Source organism: Psychrobacter sp. FME5 (genome assembly GCF_014861375.1).
GTDB lineage: Bacteria > Pseudomonadota > Gammaproteobacteria > Pseudomonadales > Moraxellaceae > Psychrobacter.
Map to the genome: position 1 here is coordinate 32331 of NZ_RRYX01000010.1, position 19682 is coordinate 52012.

The window sequence follows — 19682 nt, forward strand, 5'->3', positions numbered from 1 at the left end:
GTTAGAAAAGGATAGGAATAGTTAATGATTGTTCATATTTGGCGTCATCCTAAGCCGATTGCTGCCGAGGGGTTTTGTATCGGACAGACAGATCTCAGCGTTGATAGGCGTAAACTAAAGTGCCTTGCTAATAAAATTCAGCGTTTTGTACGCCTGCATCGATTACCAAAAGTTATTTGGGTCAGCCCATTACAACGTTCACTACGAGTCGGGCAAATATTGGCGCAACATGGTTTTGAATGTCGAATGTCAAAGGAGCTTGCGGAGATTGATTTTGGTATTTGGGATGGGCAGGCTTGGGCGCAGATTGAAAAACAAGAAATTGATGACTGGTGCGATAACTTTGCCCATTTCGCGCCTGATAATGGCGAAAGCTTGCAACAACTGTTTAATCGAGCTGAAAGTTGGTTAAATAAAGTTGCAGCTGAGCAAAATGATATGCCAGTATTGGCTATCGGTCATGCCGGTTGGATAAATGCTGCTAAGATGATCGCCGCTAGCCAAGAGGTACCAAAACTGGCCAATGAGTGGCCACGACCCGTGGGTTATCAATCATGTAGTCGGCTAGAGTTTTAATTCGAAAGACACTATTTTTCCAAAACACTCCTATACAGTTTGTATCTAAAGATAATCACTATCTAAGCAATCTTATCAAACCAAGCCTTACTATCCTCTGCTGTCATAGAGTCAAAGCTCACATAAATGCCTTTGTTATCTAATGTCGCATACCAGTGATCATCATTGCTGCCCGTTAATAGCTGGAAGTATTTATTATTGATGATTCTACCGACGGTATAAGTTTCACCCTCTAGGTAAAAGTCATTGCCCTGAATACATAGTAGCTTATCATCAGTATTTATCATGTCGTCGTACCCTGTCGTTATCAAAAAATAAGAAATCAAAAATAAAAATCTAGAAATTAGAGACAGGGAGGGTAGCAACTCAAACAAGGTTAATAAAGATGACTTTATGGGTAGTATCTTATTGTTTAGTATAGGATTTCTGAAGCATTTATTACAAAGTATTGCTGGAATATATCACTATACAATTTACTGTTAAAATCATTAGTTAAGGAACGGTTTTTGGATATAGCATTCAAACGTTCTATTCCTAAGAGACAGGGTAGAGTATTTGTCAAATTATGGATATAAAAAAACCAGCAACATGACGTTACTGGTTTTTTTAGACTACCTCTAGATATTCAAAAATTACTCTTCTGAATAGTCTTCGTTGTCGTCTTCAACTTCTTCTTCTGCTGAATCTTCGTTATCACCATCTTCTGAAAGAATGGTTACTAAGATGCTAGCGGTAACGTCATGGTGTAGCTGAATATCAACATTGTATTCGCCAATTTGACGTAGAGTGCCTTCAGGTAGCTTGATTTCAGCACGGTCAACTTCTAGACCTGAGTTCGTCAATGCTTCAGCGATATCGCGAGTACCGATAGAGCCGAATAGCTTGCCTTCGTCACCTGATTTAGCGCGCATAATAACATTAACGTCAGTCAATGCATCAGCACGTTCTTGAGCAACGCTTACCTCTTTCGCTTCTTCAGCTTCAAGTTCGGCACGACGTGCTTCGAACTTTTCAATGTTAGCTGCAGTAGCAGGTAGCGCTTTGCCCTGAGGGATAAGAAAGTTACGACCGTAACCTGGTTTCACATCGACAGTTTCACCGAGTTTACCAAGGTTGACGATACGCTGTAACAAAATAATTTGCATGAGTCATTCCTAGTTAACGGTTAAATTACTGATGGTTGTCAGTATACGGAAGTAGCGAAAGGTAACGAGCTTGCTTGATAGCAGTGGCCAGTTGACGCTGATATTTAGTAGATGTACCGGTAATGCGGCTTGGTACGATTTTACCATTATCACTGATGTACTGTTTTAGCAATTCAACATCTTTATAATCGATGTGAGTGATGCCTTCAGCAGTGAAACGGCAGAATTTGCGACGGCGATAGAAACGTGCCATGAGTATTCTCCTTTAATTAGTCTTCACTGTTGTCGTTGTCGTCGTTTTCACGATTGTCTGGACGACGAGTAGTTGCTTTGCGTGCGCGTTTTTCATCGGCATTCTTGGCTAACTGCGACTCTTCAGTGACAGCTTCGTCACGGCGCATAACTAGACTACGAATGATCGCGTCGTTATAACGGAATAATTCTTCAAGTTCAGCTAAAGTTTCACCGTCAGTTTCAATGTTGAAAAGAACGTAATGAGCTTTGTGAATCTTGTTGATTGGGTAAGCCAATTGACGACGGCCCCAATCTTCTAAACGATGGATAACACCGTTGTTGTCTTGAACTAACTTGATGTAGCGCTCAACCATGCCGACCACTTGGTCGCTTTGGTCTGGGTGTACAAGTAACACCAGTTCGTAATGTCGCATTATGACTCCTTACGGATTAGTAGCTATTAACCCTATGTTAATAGCAAGGAGATTTATAAAGTAAACCCAATACTCATTAAATAGGATAAAAATAATGGAGAATAAGCTTAGTTTATAAAGCGCCGTATTATAACAGTACTCATTCATTAACACAAAGGTTAATCACTGAGGCACTGTTAATAAAATATAAAAGCAATAAACTGCTTTCTATCAATAAAAAAGGCAACGTGAATACGCTGCTTTTTTATTACAATTTTAGAAGGTATGATTTATAGTCAGAATGACAGATAAACTATTTTATTTTTGGTTCTTTTACCAGCTGGCTACTATCGGCTTTTACCACTAAGGTTTTAGCCAGTTTATCATGCCAACCAATATTTTCAGGGCTTTTCGATGCCATATAATAATGAATAGCAATAATCACAAAGCCTAAAAAACTGGTAAATGAGAACAGTAAGTTATAAATAATAAACAACAGCAAGGTACGCATGCCGATGAGTTTACCAAAAGAGGGTAAACGATGGGTGGTTTGATCGACTACGCGGATACCCGTAATTAGCTTGCCCAGCGATTGACCACGCAAAGTGATAAATACCAATTGTAGAGCAAACAGGCCAAAGACCATCACTTGTGACATCATCAATACGCTACTAGGAAGACTCTCCATCAGCGTCATTGAGTATTGATACGCTGCGTCCATATTTTGGATATCTTGAAATTTGCTATAGTCGACATCCATTTTGGTTAATGCCATGACTAGCGGAAAGATAGCCAGTAAATACAGTAAACCATTGAGTGCAGTCGCAAGTACTCGCGACATAATTGGGGCAAGCACCATATTACCAACGACTTTATCTTTACTAGAGACCGTTTTGTTGGCATTAGATTTATTCAATGACACATTGTTATGCGGCGTGTGCTGACGATTGGTAACCATATCGACTTTCACATCTTTATCGGTCGCTTTGGGGCGTTCAGGCTTACCATACAATCTGTCTAACGACACTGATTTACCATCTTGGTCATTGCTGATATTATCTTCAGGAAAGACCGTGACGTTATTGATAATAGAGTCATTGACCTCAGGGCTGCTAGTGTTAGTAGGCCTATATACTGTTTGATTGTTGGTCAAGTTACCTACACGCTGCCATTGGTCTAAGCCGTCATGCCAGATCAAATCATCGAGCAATACTTCGCCAGATGCCAACATGATATTGAGCTGCTCCAAATTGTATGGACCAGCCTGTACGTTATTTCGAGCAAGGAAAATCTGCATAATTGCCTGCATAGTTAGTCATATCTCAAGTCACTGTTTTTTAAAAACTGTCTCTTAAAAACTGTCTTTAAGTCATTATTTATAATACATAATATTAGGGCCTATTTAATGTTTTTCAAATAGACCCTGCTATAGTTGTACTTAAATGCCGGTGTGAATTAACGTTGTGACTTAACGTTACGGCTTATTTGGCCTCTTCACCCGCTAAGAAGAACCAAGTATCAAGTACTGAGTCAGGGTTCAAAGACACTGAGTTGATACCTTGCTCCATGAGCCAGTAAGCAAGGTCTGGATGATCTGATGGACCTTGACCACAAATACCGATGTATTTGCCAGCTTTGTTACAAGCCTCAATAGCCATAGACAATAGCTTCTTAACGGCAGGATCACGCTCATCAAATAGATGTGAGATGATACCTGAATCACGGTCAAGACCTAGTGTTAGTTGAGTCAAGTCGTTTGAACCGATTGAGAAACCATCGAAGTGCTCTAGGAACTCTTCTGCTAGTAACGCATTGGTTGGTAGCTCACACATCATTATGACGCGTAGACCGTTCTCGCCACGTTTTAGGCCATTTTTTGCCAACAGTTCGATGACTTCAGCTGCTTCACCAACGGTACGGACGAATGGAATCATAATCTCGACGTTGGTCAAGCCCATTTCATCACGAACACGCTTAAGGGCTTTACACTCAAGCTCAAAGCAGTCACGGAAGTTATCAGAAACATAACGGCTAGCACCACGGAAACCAAGCATTGGGTTTTCTTCTGATGGCTCGTACAGTTTACCACCTAAAAGGTTGGCATACTCGTTTGATTTAAAGTCTGACATACGAACGATAACAGGTTGATCCATAAAGGCTACAGCCAGCGTTGAGATGCCTTCGACCAATTTATCGACATAGAAATCAATCGGTGAAGCATAACCTGCGATGCGCTCATTGATCGCTTGTGAGATTTCACGTGGCAAGCTGTTCATGTTGAGCAAGGCTTTTGGATGCACACCAATCATACGGTTGATGATAAATTCAAGACGTGCAAGACCGATACCTTCGTTTGGCATTTGGGTAAATGAGAAGGCACGATCTGGGTTACCGACGTTCATCATGACTTTAAAGGCAAGCTCTGGCATAGACTCAACAGAGTTAGTCTGTACTTCAAAATCAATCTGACTTTCATAAATGAAGCCAGTATCACCTTCAGCACAAGAAGCAGTTACGTCTTGACCATCAACCAATAACTCAGTGGCATTACCACAACCAACGATGGCTGGTACGCCAAGTTCACGGGCGATAATCGCTGCGTGACACGTACGTCCACCACGGTTGGTGATAATGGCAGAAGCACGTTTCATGACTGGTTCCCAATCAGGATCGGTCATGTCTGATACCAGTACGTCGCCTTCTTCTACTTTGTCCATCTCGTTTAGGTTGCTCACGATACGTACTTTACCTGAGCCGATGCGCTGACCAATTGAGCGACCTTCGCACAATACTTTAGCACCAGTGGTGTCGATGATGTAGCGTTCCATTACGTTGCTGTCTTGACGGCTCTTAACGGTTTCAGGACGGGCTTGAACGATAAAGATTTCACCGCTATCGCCATCTTTTGCCCATTCGATGTCCATCGCTTGACCATAATGCTTTTCAATCGTCATCGCTTGCTTGGCAAGTGAGTTCAGCTCTTCAGTAGATAGAGAGAACTGCATACGCTCTTGTTTTTCGACATCAACGATTGTTACGGATTTAGTGGTGCTGCCTTCATCACCATAAATCATTTTCTTATGTTTGCTACCGAGGTTACGGCGAATGACCGCAGGTTTGCCATTTTCAAGTAATCTTTTGGAGATATAGAATTCGTCAGGGTTTACCGCGCCTTGTACGACCATCTCGCCCAAACCATAGCTTGAAGTGATAAAGACCACTTGGTCAAAACCACTTTCTGTATCTAAGGTGAACATCACACCAGCGGCGCCAGTTTCTGAGCGCACCATACGCTGTACAGCAGCAGATAGGGCAACACCTTCGTGCTCAAAGCCTTTATGTACACGATAAGAGATGGCACGGTCATTATATAAAGAAGCAAAGACTTCTTTAATCGCAAGTAGGACGTTATCAATACCACGAATGTTCAGATAAGTTTCTTGCTGACCGGCAAATGAAGCATCTGGCAAATCTTCAGCAGTCGCAGACGAACGCACGGCAACGGCGATATCTTCGCCGCCGCTCATGGTTTCAAATGACTGACGCACTTCTTGCTCAAGATCTTTTGGCAGCTCTTGTTCAATAATCCACGTACGGATTTTTTTACCCGTAGCAGCCAGCTTGTTAACATCATCAACATCTAATGTTTTTAGCTCGTTGTTGATTTTTTCAAGCAAGCCTGTTTCTGTCAAAAAGCGGTTGAACGCATTTGAAGTGGTGGCAAAGCCGCCTGGAACGCTGACGCCCAAATCAGATAGATGGCTGATCATCTCGCCAAGCGAGGCATTCTTGCCACCGACCATATCAATGTCGTTTTTTCCTAGCTGATCAAGATTGATTACAAGTGCTGTAGATTGCGCTGCCATGATAACTCCAGAAAATAAGGTTATTTAGTAAAGATTATAATGGTGGATTATACCCCTATATTTTGAGAATTTCGAGGGTTAGAACCAAAATATTTGTCAAAAAGATACAAATTGTGGGGTTTGCTACATAATTTATGAAGGATATGCCAGATTATAAATTTTTAAGGGTTGGTTCAATGCTAATAAAAGCGAATATGACGTTGGCTGATAGTGATAAGCCAGATTTATCATAAAACCACTAAATAGTATCAACTTACTATAAAAGAACTATGTTTTACTATAAAAGAGCTATGTTCCAAAATAGTATTCTGTTGGCATAAGTTTTTCTTACTTGCTACTTACTTGCGTGACAAAGGCTGCAAAAAATATAGCCAATAGCCCTGTATGGTTTTTACAATGAATCTACTATAGCTATATATAGCAAATAATATATAGGACAAATTATGCTGAATTAAGATAAACATTAATGATAAAAGCGCAGGAATATTATCGTCAATTGGTATGACCAGACTAAAAACAATATTGGTTTCAATACTGATTGTCATGTTGTCTTTACTAAGTGTACGCCTGTAACATTAATTTCTATTGGGCCGCTATTGTGCGTATAATGTGAGCATGAATAATAGGCGCTTGTCGCTGTATAGATGTCCAATATCAGACTTATATAAAGTGGAAAATGAGTCTAAGATGGATGAATAATAAAAGCTAAATAAAGATTACTATTGTGTTTTTAATCGAGGTGTCAAAGTTATGTACTCAAGCAATCCCACCGAACAAGTGAAACCCACCATTCAAAATCGCCATGCGCTAAACTTAGACAGCTCACAAGCCATCAGAACGGCGTTTTTTATCTCGGATGGGACAGCGATTACCGCTGAGACACTTGGTCGTGCTATTTTGAGTCAGTTTGCCTCGGTGCCTTTTGAGACGCGAGTGCTACCTTATGTCGATAGCTTAGAGCGCGCCGAAGATGCCGTCGAACAAATCAATATGGCCTATCAAAGAGACGGGTTGCTACCTTTGGTATTTGATACGATTGTTAGCCCTGAGATTCGTCAAAAAATCAATTCTGCGCACGGCTGTAACCTAGATATGTATGAAGGGTTGATAGGGCGCGTCGCTGAAGAGACTGGCGTAGAGCCGGATGGACATTCAGGCCATGCACACGATGATGTCGATTCTGAGACTTATAAAGAGCGTATTGATGCGGTACATTTTGCGCTAGACAATGACGATGGTGCGCGCACGCGTCATTATAATGCCGCCGATATCATACTGGTTGGGGTGTCTCGTTCGGGTAAAACACCGACGTCACTATACTTAGCTTTACAGTTTGGAATTCGAGCAGCCAATTACCCGCTGACCGAGGATGATTTGTACGACAATCAGCTACCAAATGCGTTACGCGAGCATAAGGACAAGCTGTTTGGTTTGCTCATCGATACCGATCGCTTAGTGAAAATCCGCCAAGAACGCCGTGCGGGCAGTCGTTATTCGAGTTATCAGCAATGTCAGCAAGAGCAGCGGGCGATACAAGGGATTTATATTACCCATGGTATTCCAAGTTTAGACGTGTCTGAGATGTCTGTGGAGGAGATTGCTACTCGTATCCTACAAATGACAGGTCTCAAACGCCGCATTGGTTGATAAAGTTTGAGTGTAAACATCACCACCATTTAACAAAAAATTATTGATGACCGTTATTCAATACTGTTATTCAAAACCCTCTCATTACCATATAGAGAATATTATGAGTTTATCCTATTCGTCTAGCAAGACACCTTTATTGATGGCCAGTTTACTGAGTGCGGTCGGCTTACTTAGTGCCTGCCAGACGTCACCTTTTTCGCGTGAGCCAGTAGCTGAACCACGTTATATTCCAACTATCGTCTTGGGTGAAGCACAAACATTAACGATTATGCCCAATCGTGTTGCCTGCGCATCGGCATTACCGATGCAGTGCTTGCTTGCCAAATCAAGTAAAAATGGCAGCGTGTTCCAGGTTCCTTATGACTGGGTCGATGATTTCGAACCCAGCCTTGGCACAGAATACATCATTAGTGCCCGCCCGCAGATTGATGAAGGAAAGAAAAGCCTGACCGGGCATTGGACATTGCAAAACATACTATCACAACGTATGGTAGGCACGCCTTAGTACTGTAGTCTTGACTCATGAAAATAGTGTGTCATGTATAGTCTAAATATCAAATAAATAAGTAAATATAAAGAGGACATGATGGGAAGTAAAAAACCAAGCGACGCGACCAATGATATCGGGAAAGATACTCATACCGAAGTATCGAATAAAGAAAGCGGTCACGTGCCCAACCCCGAGCACACCGAAGGCAAAAATAAAAAACAAAATATTGAGCAAACCCACGAACAAATCAAAGACGATGCCCTGTATCATCCTGATCTTATTAATCCACTTGATGATACGCGAATCGATATCAAATCTGGTTTTGCCAAGGACTCGCGCCGTTTAAAAAGCGATGACCATGAATATGAGTATGATGCGGTTGTCCTAGGTGCAGGCCCTGCTGGTGAAGCGGCTGCCATGAAGTTGACCAAATCGGGTAAAAGAGTGGTGGTCATTGATCCGCGAGATCAAGTTGGTGGTAACTCTACTCATGTGGGCACTATCCCGAGTAAAGCACTACGCCAATCGGTATTTAACTTGATTAACTTTCGCCGTGATCCTATGTTTGCCAATGCGATGGAGTATAAGCAAGTTCCTCTAAACAAAGTGCTGGCCAATGCACGAAAAGTCATTCGCAGTCAGGTCGGTACGCATAAACGTTTTTATGAGCGTAACCGTATCGAAGTTATCCAAGGTTGGGCAAGTTTTGTCGATGCGCATACTTTACGTATCGAAACCGATGAAAATGTCTTTGAACAAATTACTTTTAATAAAGCCATTGTCACCGTCGGTAGCCGCCCATACCGCCCTGAAATCTTAGATTTCAATCATCCGCGTGTTTTTGACTCTGATAAAATCCTACAAATGGATTATATCGTCAAAAAGATTATTATTTATGGTGCTGGGGTGATTGGTTGTGAGTATGCCTCTATCTTTACCGGTCTTGGTTATAAAGTTGATCTGATTAACAACCAAAATAAATTGTTGAGTTACCTAGATGGTGAGATTAGCGATGCGTTGGCCCATGACTTTAGACAATTTGGTGTGCTGATTCGTAGTAATGAAGAAATTGATCATCTTGAGACCCATGATGATTATGTTGTTCTGCATTTAAAGAGCGGTAAGCGCATCAAATCTGATGCCATCCTTTGGTCAAATGGTCGCTCAGGTAACACCGAAGGGTTAAACTTAGAAGCCATCGGGCTTGAAGCCAATAGCCGTGGTCAGCTCAAAGTCGATGATACTTATTGTACTGAGATTAAAAATATCTATGCTGCGGGTGACGTTATCGGTTGGCCGTCGCTGGCTTCTGCTGCTTATGATCAAGGTCGCTGTGCTGCCGCCTTTATGGTGGGTGATAGTGATGCCGAGCCAGTATCAAGCGTACCGACTGGTATTTATACGATTCCTGAAATCTCCAGCATTGGTAAGACTGAGCAAGAGCTAACGGATGAAAAGGTCCCTTATGAAGTGGGTCAGGCGTTCTTTAAGCATTTAGCACGGGCGCAGATTATTGGTGAACGCTCGGGCGTTCTAAAAATATTATTCCATCGCGATACATTGGAGATTCTAGGCATTCATTGTTACGGCAACCATGCTTCAGAGATTATTCATATTGGCCAAGCGGTAATGAAGTGTAATGCCACCCTTGAGTATTTTGTGAATACGACCTTTAACTATCCAACGATGGCAGAAGCCTATCGCGTAGCAGCACTGAATGGTCTTAACCGTGTTTTTTAACAAAAACTGCGTAGAAAGCCCCAATCTCTAAGGTAGTGGGTAGTTCACACCGACAAACAGTAAAGATAGAGAAATAAAAAAGCGTCTGCAAATATTGCAGGCGCTTTTTTACTTCAATTATCTTTTGCTATCGGGCAAATAATTGAGTGACTTGCTGTTTTCTACTTTAATAAGCAGTTTTCTTGTGTGAAGCCAGTCTGCGAAACAATAGCAGTAATATAAAGTAAAGTAGCCATAACGCGGCAAGCGCATAAAAACCTGTCGCCACTTGCGTAACACTCGCGCCCATCTGATTAAGTTGCACAGAAGTATTGATGCCAGGCGTTGTTGGTATTAACCAACGTATGACTTGTAAAAACTCTGGTAGCTGATTGGCCGGCCATGGATAACCACTAACAAAAAACATCGGTAGTGAGCTAAAAATTAAGATTTGCATACTGCGCTCACGCTGACGAAACCAAAGCCCCAGTACGCAGCCAAGTGTCGCCACTGTCGGACAAAATAGCAGTAGAAATAATAGACTGCCAAGCATGTTTTGTCCGCGTGGATAATGATGCAGCTCGAACGCCCAGCCATAATAAAAGCAGCCAACCACAAAGCTAAGCATACTCAGCGCAGCAATACGGCCAAGCCAGCCGCGAATACTGGTTCTATGGCGACGTTGCTCATACCACGTGCCAACCAGCATTGCCGTCGACATCAAAAGGGTTTGCTGCAAAATAAGAATAGACACCGCGGGTACGACATAAGCGCCGTAACCTTCCGTCTGATTGTATAAAGGAACAATCTTTAATGGCACCGCTTGAGTGTTGGCTGCTGCGGTCGCTGAATAAGCCCCTTGCGCGACGCTTTTCTTAACTTCGATACCAGCGGATACGGTACTAACGGCCTGTAAAAACCCCAGTTGTACGTTTTTATTTAACAGAAAATAACCACCGTTGCCAAGCACGCTGACGCTAGCAGCTTTTCCAGATTGTACTTGCTGCTCAAGCCCACTAGGGACAATCATGTAGCCAGCGATTTCATCAGCCCACATAGCTTCTTTGGCTTCTTGCTCATTCAAAAAGCGCTGCGTATCCAGCTGCGGGCTTGCGTTGGCATAACGGACAATGGTTTGCGATAAGTTACTATTGTCTTTATCGATAATACCGACAGGCACATGATTCACGACTTCGGTAGAATACGGCCAAGGATAAAAGAAGCCATAGATAATAGGCGCAATCATTAATAGTAGTAATACGCCTTTATCAGAAAATATGTCTTTAATCGTTTGAAAAAAGCTGCCTAAAAACCCTTGAGTTGAAGGGGCCTTTTTTGAATCTGAGGTTGTAGTAGATAACTTATCTTTTGATGATGACATTAGCGTGCTCCCCAGCGTTCAGGATGCGCCAATGCGCGTTTACTCAGTAAGGCGGTAAGGTACATAGTGATAAGCGTCGCTATAGTAAGCCCGTAGACAATTGGTAATGAGATGGCAACAGGTGCTTGCATTTGTAACTGGGCAATATGTAGCTTCAAATAATGGGTGAGCGGTAGGGCGTCCGACCAATGCTTGGCGCTGTCGCTGATAGCGATATAAGGAAAAGTGACCCCAGCAAATGCATAAGAAGGCGCTGAAATAAAACCAGTAGCTGACAGGCCCATACGCAACGAGAATGAGGTCAAGGTAAAGATAGCGCCAAGCCAAAATGACAACATCATCAGTAATACAAGACCGAAATAAGTGGCAATGAGAGAGCTGATAGCCACTACTTGTTGCGGAGCTGCAAGCCACAGTGCCAGTATTGACCATATACTGTAAGCCAATGTTGGCCAAAAATACTTACCCAACAAACCACTTAGTAACACGAGAGTGCTGACTTGTCTAGATTTGACATCTTTAATAGGTATTGGGGGTTTATTATCATTACTTTGGACGTTTCCATCCCCTAGAACAGCTGCTTTATTTTCTTCAATCTGTGCTAAATCAGGGTGGCCAGTATCAATAAAGTCGTACCAACGACCGATTCGCTTATCTCGTAATTCACGCCCAATCGTCGTGGCTCCAATGACCATTGCCAAAATATGTAACAGGGCAGGGATGACGGTCGATGCCAAAAACTGCTGATAATCGGTGGCTGCATTAAACAAACTGATGCGTTGAATGCCGACAGGGGAGTAATTAATCGCCGCTTGGGATGGCGCCATTCCTTGCTTCACCAGACGTTGTATTTCCACACCGGCTGATAGCGTTCCAATAACGGATTGAACACTGGTTTGAATAATGCCTGAGTGGGTGCCGTATTGAGCATTTACCTGCAGCACGATGGGTGCAGGCTTACTTGAAGAGATATTGCGAGAGAAGTCTTCGGGAATAATCATCACGGCATAGATATCACGTTGCAAGATAGCGGATTCTGCAGCAGCTGGCGAGTGATAAAGCTGTTTGACGGTTAGGTTGGGATTGGCTTCCAAATAACGCACAGCGGTATTGGCGACGGGGCCTCTGTCATTATCAATCACCCCAATAGGCAAATCTGTGATTTGTATTTGTGAGAAAATCCACCAAATCAATAACACGGTGAGGAATGGTATCCAAACCACCATGCTAAAATCCCAAGGATTTTTGGCTAAAAAACGACGCTCGTAGGCAGCACTACGTACAAATGCTTCACCTAGTCTAATCAGGCGCATGGCTTACTCTTGGGTCTGATTAACAGGGGTTGAATTGAGACGTACAACCACGCTCATACCCGAGCGAATCCGCCTATCGGGAGAGGTTGGTCGCGCTTTAATCTCAAAAGTGCGAACATCAAAACCATCGTCATTATTGGTCGGGCGCCAAGTGGCAAAGTCAGATAACGTCGAGGTAGCATATACCGTAAACTGCTTGGTATAAGGTTTCTCAGGTGACGATAAAGCAGGGATAGTGCCCATAAATCGTTGACCAATCGCAAATTGATTAAGGTGCGTTTCAGTGACGTTTAACACTACCCATTGTTCATCGGTATTGACCAAAGTAAGCAGAGGGACGCCTTGACCAATCACTTCTCCAGCGCTGACAATCACATTGTCCACGATACCAGCAATAGGGCTTCTTAGGTTGGCTTCTTCTTTCGCGACCAGCGCCTCTTCGAGCTTGGCATCGACTTGGGCTACTTGTGCGGTTGCCGCAGACTTATCTTCACTGCGAGCACCTTCTTTCGCCAAATCATACTGTAACCGAGCGGCTTCAGTCTGGTCCTGTGTGGCTTGATACTGCGCATAGGCTTCATCGCGCTTTTGCCGTGCCATCAGGCCTTCTTCGTAAAGGCGATTGACCCGCTGATAGGTGTTTTCGGCCAAATCAGACGCCGCTTTATTGGCTTGCCACGCCGCTTTTGCTTGGGCAATTTCTTGTGGGCGGGCACCGTTTTCTGCTTTATCGAGCTGGCTTTGTGCCATTTGTTTACCGGCACGTGCTTGATTGATCTTGGCGTTAATCTCAGGCGAGTCCATCTCGATCAGTTGCTGGCCAATTGTCACTGCCTCACCTTCTTTGACCAGAATTTGTGCAATACGCCCTGGAACTTTTGCCCCGATAGACGTTTGCTGCATTTGCATCTGTCCTTGCAAAGTAACTACCTTAGGCTCGCTATGTTGGTTACTTTTATATAAACCATAAGCAATGAAGCCCAAGACGATTAGAGCCACCAGTGCCAAAACTATCTTTTTAATCTTCGCAGGCTTGTCAGTTTTTGCTGGATTGCGCTTATAACTGGGCACTGTTTGCTCTGGCTCAATATCGGTTGTATTGACTACAGGATCAGTAGACAACTGCTCATTATCAGTATTACCCGATTCTAATGATTGGTCTGAGTCGTTTAATTTACGTGCGTCGTCTGATTCGTTGCTAGATTCAGTCATGACAGTGAGATTCCTAAGGCAATAAAATCGGTAATAAGCAAAATAAGTCGTGTGTTGTCTGATTTTTTTAAAATGATAAACGAGCTGTGTTATTTCTCATACAGGGTCGGTAGCTGAATATCAGCAGCATTGAGATAAGTATTGAAGGCGAGCGGTGTGCCGCAGCTTTGCATGAGGGCGGCGAGTGATTGTACATAAGTATTCGCCGCTTGCGCTTGTTCGGTGCGCGCTTTGAGCGACTGCGTTTGTGCTTGGACGACCTCGATTGGTGTATTAACGCCTTCTTGAAGCCCCAAACGACGCAAACGTAATACTTCAGCAGCCAAATCCACGTTACTTTGTAATGCCTGATAACGAGATTGGGCATTGTTTACATCGTGCCAGTTTTTTTCGACCAGTAACAATAAGTTGTCACTGACTTCAATCTCAGACAAATCGGCTTGACGTACCTTGGCATTACTCGATGCTAGCGAGGCCGTTTTATCGAGTCCGCCCCACAGCTTCCAGCTCGCAGATATACCCGCTACCCAGCTGGGGTCTTTTTCAACTTGTCCATAGCCGTATAACATGACAGTAGGTTTGTAACCTGTATCTGATAACGCATGTAACTGCTGAGCCTGAGCACGTTTGGCGGCGACTTTTTGTAGACCGGGATGATTGGTGAGTGCCAAGTCCTGAAAGTAGTTCACATCTGGTAGAGGGCGGCTGGAAACAAATAGCGGTGTTGAGGGCTTGATGCGATACTCAGTACGCAATAGACGCTGTAAAGCTATCATCGCGAGGCGTGCATCGTTATTGGCATTGACCGACTCGCTTTTTGCATCGGCAAGGGCGGATTTTGCTTCTAAGCGATCAACACGGGAGATAAAACCTTCTTCAAAGAGCCGCTGTGCCATATGGTCGGTCTGCTGCAAGGTATCATAAGCATCGTCGCGTAAATAGGCGGCAATGATGGCCAGCTGTGCCTTAAAGTAACGTTCAATCAAGGTGTTATAAAGCTCGTTTTTATCTAAGATACTGTCGGCGACGGCTTCTTGGGTACGGGCATTAGAGGCACCTGTCAAAGCAGTCGTGCGTCCAGCGGTATAAATAGGCCAAACCACGCCAAGTCCTGCGCCAGTTGTTGATCCTGAACGCTTTAAATTATAAGAGTCTGGCAAGCGCTCACCAACCAGTTCACCGAAATTAGGTAACTCTGGGATAGGAGGAATGACGCTATCAACATTATTATTAATGTCGTTGACGATGCCGTTTTTGAGCGTTGATAAATCGATATCTGTGTCTAAGTTGTAGGCATTGGCAGATACTTGAGCGAATACTAGCGGATTGTCTATGGTTTTGAGGGCATCAGTTTCAAACTCACTAGAGGCAATCGCTGCTTGATTGGCGGCGATTTTTGGTGACACTTGCAATAAAACATTTTGCGCTTGTTCAAGACTTAACAAGCTAGACACTTCTAACGGATAACTATTATCAATACTTTTGTGAGTGATGGGATCGATAAGAGTGCTCAAGTCAGGCTGTCGCTCAGCGTTTTCGCTCTCAATAGTTGTAACAGTTGGGCTGTCTTGAGTACCAATTTTTTGACTGTCATTTTGATGGTTTTTTTGATGATTGGCATCGACAATCTGTGTCACATTGTCTGCTGTCAGCGCATTTTGTGATTTAATCGTACTATCGTTAGCACTTGCGAAGGGTGCTATCGTTAAGCTCATGAACGTAATTGTCAGCACAGCAGTAGACAGAGTCGATAAAGCAAATTTCATAAGTCACATAAGCCATTAATTAGAATGCAAAGTATTTAAAGTCAGCACAGTAAAGAAGTGTGGTATCCGTCACGCTGAGTATCAAACAGAATAAGTGCTGAAAATACCCATCGTTGACATAAGAACACGCCCATTAGCATCGGTGGTTGTTATAAGCTGTCATTGATAAAGCGAGCGCTATATTATAAACGATTAACAGACGCTAAAAATGCATTATTGATAACAAAGTATACACTGTAGTGCCACAATGGTGACGGGTCAATGCTCAGTATTTGCTTGTTTTACGTTGTGTCGACATTGTTTTTATGTTAGCTAACTATTCTTATATCAAATAATAACCTCGTTTATAAAACATACAGAAGATCTGAAGATATAAAAATTTGTTTATCGATTTTATTTAGTACTGCCTATATCAAAGGCTCGAGATTGAATTGCTTTTAGGCCTGAGCCTTTCATTACACGATGGTTCATGAGCCATAGATGAGACTGTTGTATGCTATAAAAGTAAATAAAACAAGATAGGATGTGAGTGATGGCAGGATATATTTTGGCTTTAGATCAAGGGACGACGTCGAGTCGAGCGATACTATACGATGACCACGCCCGTCCAATTAAAATAGCGCAGCAACCAACAACGTTAAAAACTCCACAAGCAGGCTTCGTTGAGCAAGATGCCCAGCAAATTTGGCAAACACAAATAAGCTGTGCCCATGATGTGATTAATCAGGCGGGACTGCTTGCGACCGATGTCAGTGGTATTGCGATTACCAATCAGCGTGAGTCTATTGTTATTTGGGATAAGCAAACAGGCAAGCCGCTGGCACCTGCTATTATTTGGCAAGACAGACGTACCGCCAGCTATTGTAAAACGCTCGCTGCTGAAAGTATTACTGGGGCTACCAAAGCCCGCGACAATAATCACGATGATATGGCAAGCGAAGTGCAACGTATCACAGGTCTGCGCCTAGACCCGTACTTTAGTGCCAGTAAAATCGCTTGGTTGTTAGAAAATGATCCCAAACTGAGCGTGCGCGCCAACAAAGGTGAGATAGCGGTTGGCACTATAGACAGTTGGCTTATATATAAGCTAACAGGCGGCGAGCATGTCATCGATGTGACCAATGCTTCTCGTACCTTATTATATGATATACACAAGCTGGCATGGTCAGAGGAGCTGTGCGCTCGTTTTGCGATACCTATGAATATTTTACCTAAGGTGTTGCCCTCTGACGGCGACTTTGGCAAAACCAAAAAAGGACTATTTGCCAAGCAAATCCCCATTCATGCGGTATTGGGTGACCAGCAAGCGGCATTGTTTGGACAAGGCTGCCTCGATGCTGGCATGGCAAAGAATACGTATGGTACAGGTTGCTTCATGCTGATGAATATTGGTCAGACCCCCAAGCTGAGCGAACATAAGTTATTGACGACCATCGCATGGCAACGAAAATCAGCGCCAACGCGCCAAGAAAATCTATCGTTTGAGCAAATTGTACAATCAGGAAAGCGTATGCTACAGCCACCCAAAAAGGAAGTGACTTATGCCTTGGAGGGGAGTGTATTTATGGCAGGCGCCATCGTTCAATGGTTGCGTGATAATCTAGGGATGATTCAACAAAGTAGTGAGATCGAAGAGTTAGCGCGGCAAGTTGATAGCAGTGAAGGTGTGGTCATGCTGCCGGCATTTACAGGGCTGGGTGCGCCTTACTGGCGTTCGGATATCAGCGCCAGTATTACAGGTATGAGCCGTGGTACGACCAAAGCTCACATTGCCCGAGCAGCACTAGAGGCCGTGGCTTACCAAACTTATGATGTGCTTATTGCCATGCAAAAAGACAGTCCGCATCCACTCACCGAGCTCAGAGTGGATGGCGGCGCTGCAAACAATGACTTACTCATGCAGTTTCAAGCAGACCTACTCGATGTGCCGGTGCTGCGCCCTAGAGATACAGAGATTACAGCTAAAGGTGCCGCGTTACTGGCAGGTTTGAAAACCGGCTTATACGATGAAGCAACCATGAAAGCGTCATGGCAAGTTGACCGGATTTTCGAACCTACAATGTCTGCCGAACTCCGTGAGCAACATCTTAATAAGTGGCAACAAGCCATCGATAGAGCGTTGAAAGTGATATAAATGGGTGAGCAATTATATTAAACCAGTGTAACAAAACAATTAAAAATTACTTAAAATGTGGTGCTATCTTACAAAATCGTCATACAGATACAAGCTGTAACGCAAGACAGTCGTAATTTGGACACAGTTTACATAACCGGTCTATCGGCCAGTATCCATAAATTTCTATACTTTAGATGACTTAAACAAGACCACTAATTTTTAACGCTTACTATTTGTAGAACTTGATAACTTGGCGTTAAAAGAATTAGCACTTAATAAATTTAATATATAAAAAATAATTTAAGGATAATATTATGAATAACGATGGCCGCGTTACAGACCCTGAAAATCGTGTCATTACTGATGACTACCTTGAAGCAGGTGATAAAGAGCGAATTATTGATGATAATGAACGTCGAGCAACGGGTAGTGATCATACGATCGACAATAGAGTAATCAGACATGAAGATGACAATATCATAGAAGAGCATGATGCTATTGATCGTAGTGCTGTGAAACACATGACTAAAGAATCGAAAAAAGATTTGAATGCTGACGTGATCACAGGTGAACCAGGTTCACACCCAGTAGGCACAGGTATAGGCGGTGTAGGCGGTGCAGCAGCAGGTGCGGCTATTGGTACCATGGCAGGCCCCTTAGGTACATTAATCGGTGGCGCTATTGGTGCTATTGTTGGCGGCGGCGCAGGTCATGCAGCAGCAGAAGCAATCGATCCGACACGTGAAGAAGCGTACTGGCGTGCAGAGTATGCCAACGCTGATTACTACAAAGAAGGTTACGACTTTGACCGTGATTTACATCCAGCTTATGCAGTAGGGTATGCCAATCGCGCGCGTTATCCTGCAGATGCACGCTTTGAAGACCATGAAGCGGACTTAGAGCGCTCTTGGCATGAAGTGAAAGGTGAGTCACGTATGGAGTGGAATGATGCGCGTAGAGCATCACGTGATGCTTGGAACCGTGTATCATGATTTATATAAAAGGTAGATAACGTTGATGGTAGTGTTATATTAATGATATTTAAGTACAACTAACTGTGCACTTCATTTAAGTAATTAAACACTACCAAAGCTTACTACCGCATTACTAGATTTAGTTCGATTGTAGATATCCTTTTTTAACGGTCGAAACAGGTCGAATTTATGCTATTTTGAAGCCTTCAAAGATTTCTTTGAAGGCTTTTTTGCTGTATATTAGTAAGTATGAATATATCTAGTGAAACGATATCTGATTACTGATTCTAATAACTAATTTAATAATTAAAAATAGCCCAAAATAATAAGAATCAAAAGCAGTGATTGAAAACTTAGATTAACACACCAAGTGCAACGCTAAATTATATTATAGAACACCTGATTGGGCGTTTTAAACCCTAAGCGTTTTCTTGGTCTGTTGTTTAGTTTATTCTCAATAGCTTGTATCTCATTATCAGAGACTTGTCTAAAGTCACAACCCTTAGGCAAGAACTCTCTGATTAAGCCGTTGGTATTCTCGTTGGTCCCCCGCTGCCATGACGCATAAGCATCGGCAAAAAAGAACAGACTAAAGAGCTTTTGTTTCACCTTCTTATGCTGAGCAAACTCTTTACCATTGTCAGAGGTGATTGTCTTAACCTGTAACCTCACAGGCTTTAAGACATCTATCATTGCCTCTGATACTTGCTGTGCCGTTTTATGACCCACACGCTTCATCTTCAGTAGCCCTGTTTTACGTTCAACGAGCGTGACAATCGCTTGCTTGTGATGCTGACCGATAACGGTATCCGCTTCCCAGTCACCAA

Annotated in this window: 17 protein-coding genes; 6 read left to right on the forward strand and 11 right to left on the reverse strand. The window is 43.1% G+C overall.

The window, feature by feature from the left end; genetic code table 11:
* The first annotated feature begins 24 nt into the window (after positions 1-24).
* Positions 25-576, forward strand: a complete 552-nt coding sequence (locus EI161_RS02960; RefSeq protein ID WP_192528959.1) for a histidine phosphatase family protein — start codon at positions 25-27, stop codon at positions 574-576.
* 62 nt (positions 577-638) lie between these two features.
* Here EI161_RS02960 and EI161_RS02965 read toward each other — a convergent pair whose 3' ends face one another.
* The 6 genes from EI161_RS02965 to ppsA form a co-directional block, all read right to left on the reverse strand.
* Positions 639-863, reverse strand: a complete 225-nt coding sequence (locus EI161_RS02965) for a hypothetical protein (protein WP_192528960.1) — start codon at positions 861-863, stop codon at positions 639-641.
* A gap of 345 nt (positions 864-1208) precedes the next feature.
* Positions 1209-1721 carry a 50S ribosomal protein L9 gene (gene rplI / locus EI161_RS02970; RefSeq protein WP_192522939.1) on the reverse strand — a complete coding sequence of 171 codons (513 nt, stop codon included), beginning with the start codon at positions 1719-1721 and terminating at the stop codon, positions 1209-1211.
* Between the two features lie 25 nt (positions 1722-1746).
* Entirely contained in the window at positions 1747-1974 is a 228-nt protein-coding gene (rpsR, locus tag EI161_RS02975) for a 30S ribosomal protein S18 (protein WP_058368567.1), read from the reverse strand.
* Positions 1975-1990: 16 nt separating this feature from the next.
* Positions 1991-2389, reverse strand: a complete 399-nt coding sequence (gene rpsF / locus EI161_RS02980; RefSeq protein WP_192522940.1) for a 30S ribosomal protein S6 — start codon at positions 2387-2389, stop codon at positions 1991-1993.
* 292 nt (positions 2390-2681) lie between these two features.
* Entirely contained in the window at positions 2682-3677 is a 996-nt protein-coding gene (locus EI161_RS02985) for an RDD family protein (protein WP_192528961.1), read from the reverse strand.
* Between the two features lie 172 nt (positions 3678-3849).
* A complete protein-coding gene (gene ppsA, locus EI161_RS02990) occupies positions 3850-6234 on the reverse strand; it encodes a phosphoenolpyruvate synthase (RefSeq protein WP_192528962.1) in 2385 nt (794 codons plus the stop codon).
* A 750-nt stretch (positions 6235-6984) separates the two neighbouring features.
* On the opposite strand from ppsA, the gene EI161_RS02995 reads away from it, so the two are divergent.
* From EI161_RS02995 to sthA, 3 genes are all read left to right on the forward strand, one after another.
* A complete protein-coding gene (locus tag EI161_RS02995; protein ID WP_225735199.1) occupies positions 6985-7881 on the forward strand; it encodes a pyruvate, water dikinase regulatory protein in 897 nt (298 codons plus the stop codon).
* Positions 7882-7984: 103 nt separating this feature from the next.
* The gene (locus EI161_RS03000) at positions 7985-8389 is read left to right on the forward strand and encodes a hypothetical protein (protein ID WP_192528963.1); all 405 of its coding nucleotides are present in this window, start codon (positions 7985-7987) and stop codon (positions 8387-8389) included.
* Positions 8390-8470: 81 nt separating this feature from the next.
* The gene (gene sthA / locus EI161_RS03005; protein WP_192528964.1) at positions 8471-10114 is read left to right on the forward strand and encodes a Si-specific NAD(P)(+) transhydrogenase; all 1644 of its coding nucleotides are present in this window, start codon (positions 8471-8473) and stop codon (positions 10112-10114) included.
* A 166-nt stretch (positions 10115-10280) separates the two neighbouring features.
* Here sthA and EI161_RS03010 read toward each other — a convergent pair whose 3' ends face one another.
* The 4 genes from EI161_RS03010 to EI161_RS03025 all read right to left on the reverse strand — a co-directional run bounded on the left by EI161_RS03010 (position 10281) and on the right by EI161_RS03025 (position 15714).
* Positions 10281-11474, reverse strand: coding sequence for an ABC transporter permease (locus EI161_RS03010; RefSeq protein WP_192528965.1), 1194 nt, complete (start codon positions 11472-11474; stop codon positions 10281-10283).
* Entirely contained in the window at positions 11474-12787 is a 1314-nt protein-coding gene (locus EI161_RS03015; RefSeq protein WP_192528966.1) for an ABC transporter permease, read from the reverse strand. Before EI161_RS03015 ends, EI161_RS03010 begins: the two co-directional genes overlap by 1 nt.
* A 3-nt stretch (positions 12788-12790) precedes the next feature.
* Complete coding sequence (locus tag EI161_RS03020; RefSeq protein ID WP_192528967.1) at positions 12791-13999, reverse strand: HlyD family secretion protein; 1209 nt, start codon at positions 13997-13999, stop codon at positions 12791-12793.
* Positions 14000-14088: 89 nt separating this feature from the next.
* Positions 14089-15714: a TolC family protein gene (locus tag EI161_RS03025; RefSeq protein ID WP_225735200.1), complete on the reverse strand. Its 1626-nt coding sequence runs from the start codon at positions 15712-15714 to the stop codon at positions 14089-14091.
* 583 nt (positions 15715-16297) lie between these two features.
* On the opposite strand from EI161_RS03025, the gene glpK reads away from it, so the two are divergent.
* Positions 16298-17899: a glycerol kinase GlpK gene (glpK, locus tag EI161_RS03030; protein WP_192528969.1), complete on the forward strand. Its 1602-nt coding sequence runs from the start codon at positions 16298-16300 to the stop codon at positions 17897-17899.
* 503 nt (positions 17900-18402) lie between these two features.
* A complete protein-coding gene (locus EI161_RS03035; RefSeq protein ID WP_225735201.1) occupies positions 18403-18873 on the forward strand; it encodes a hypothetical protein in 471 nt (156 codons plus the stop codon).
* A gap of 360 nt (positions 18874-19233) precedes the next feature.
* Here the strand turns inward: EI161_RS03035 and EI161_RS03040 are convergent.
* Positions 19234-19682: IS30 family transposase (locus tag EI161_RS03040; RefSeq protein WP_192528971.1), on the reverse strand; the 449-nt coding region annotated here is incomplete at its 5' end.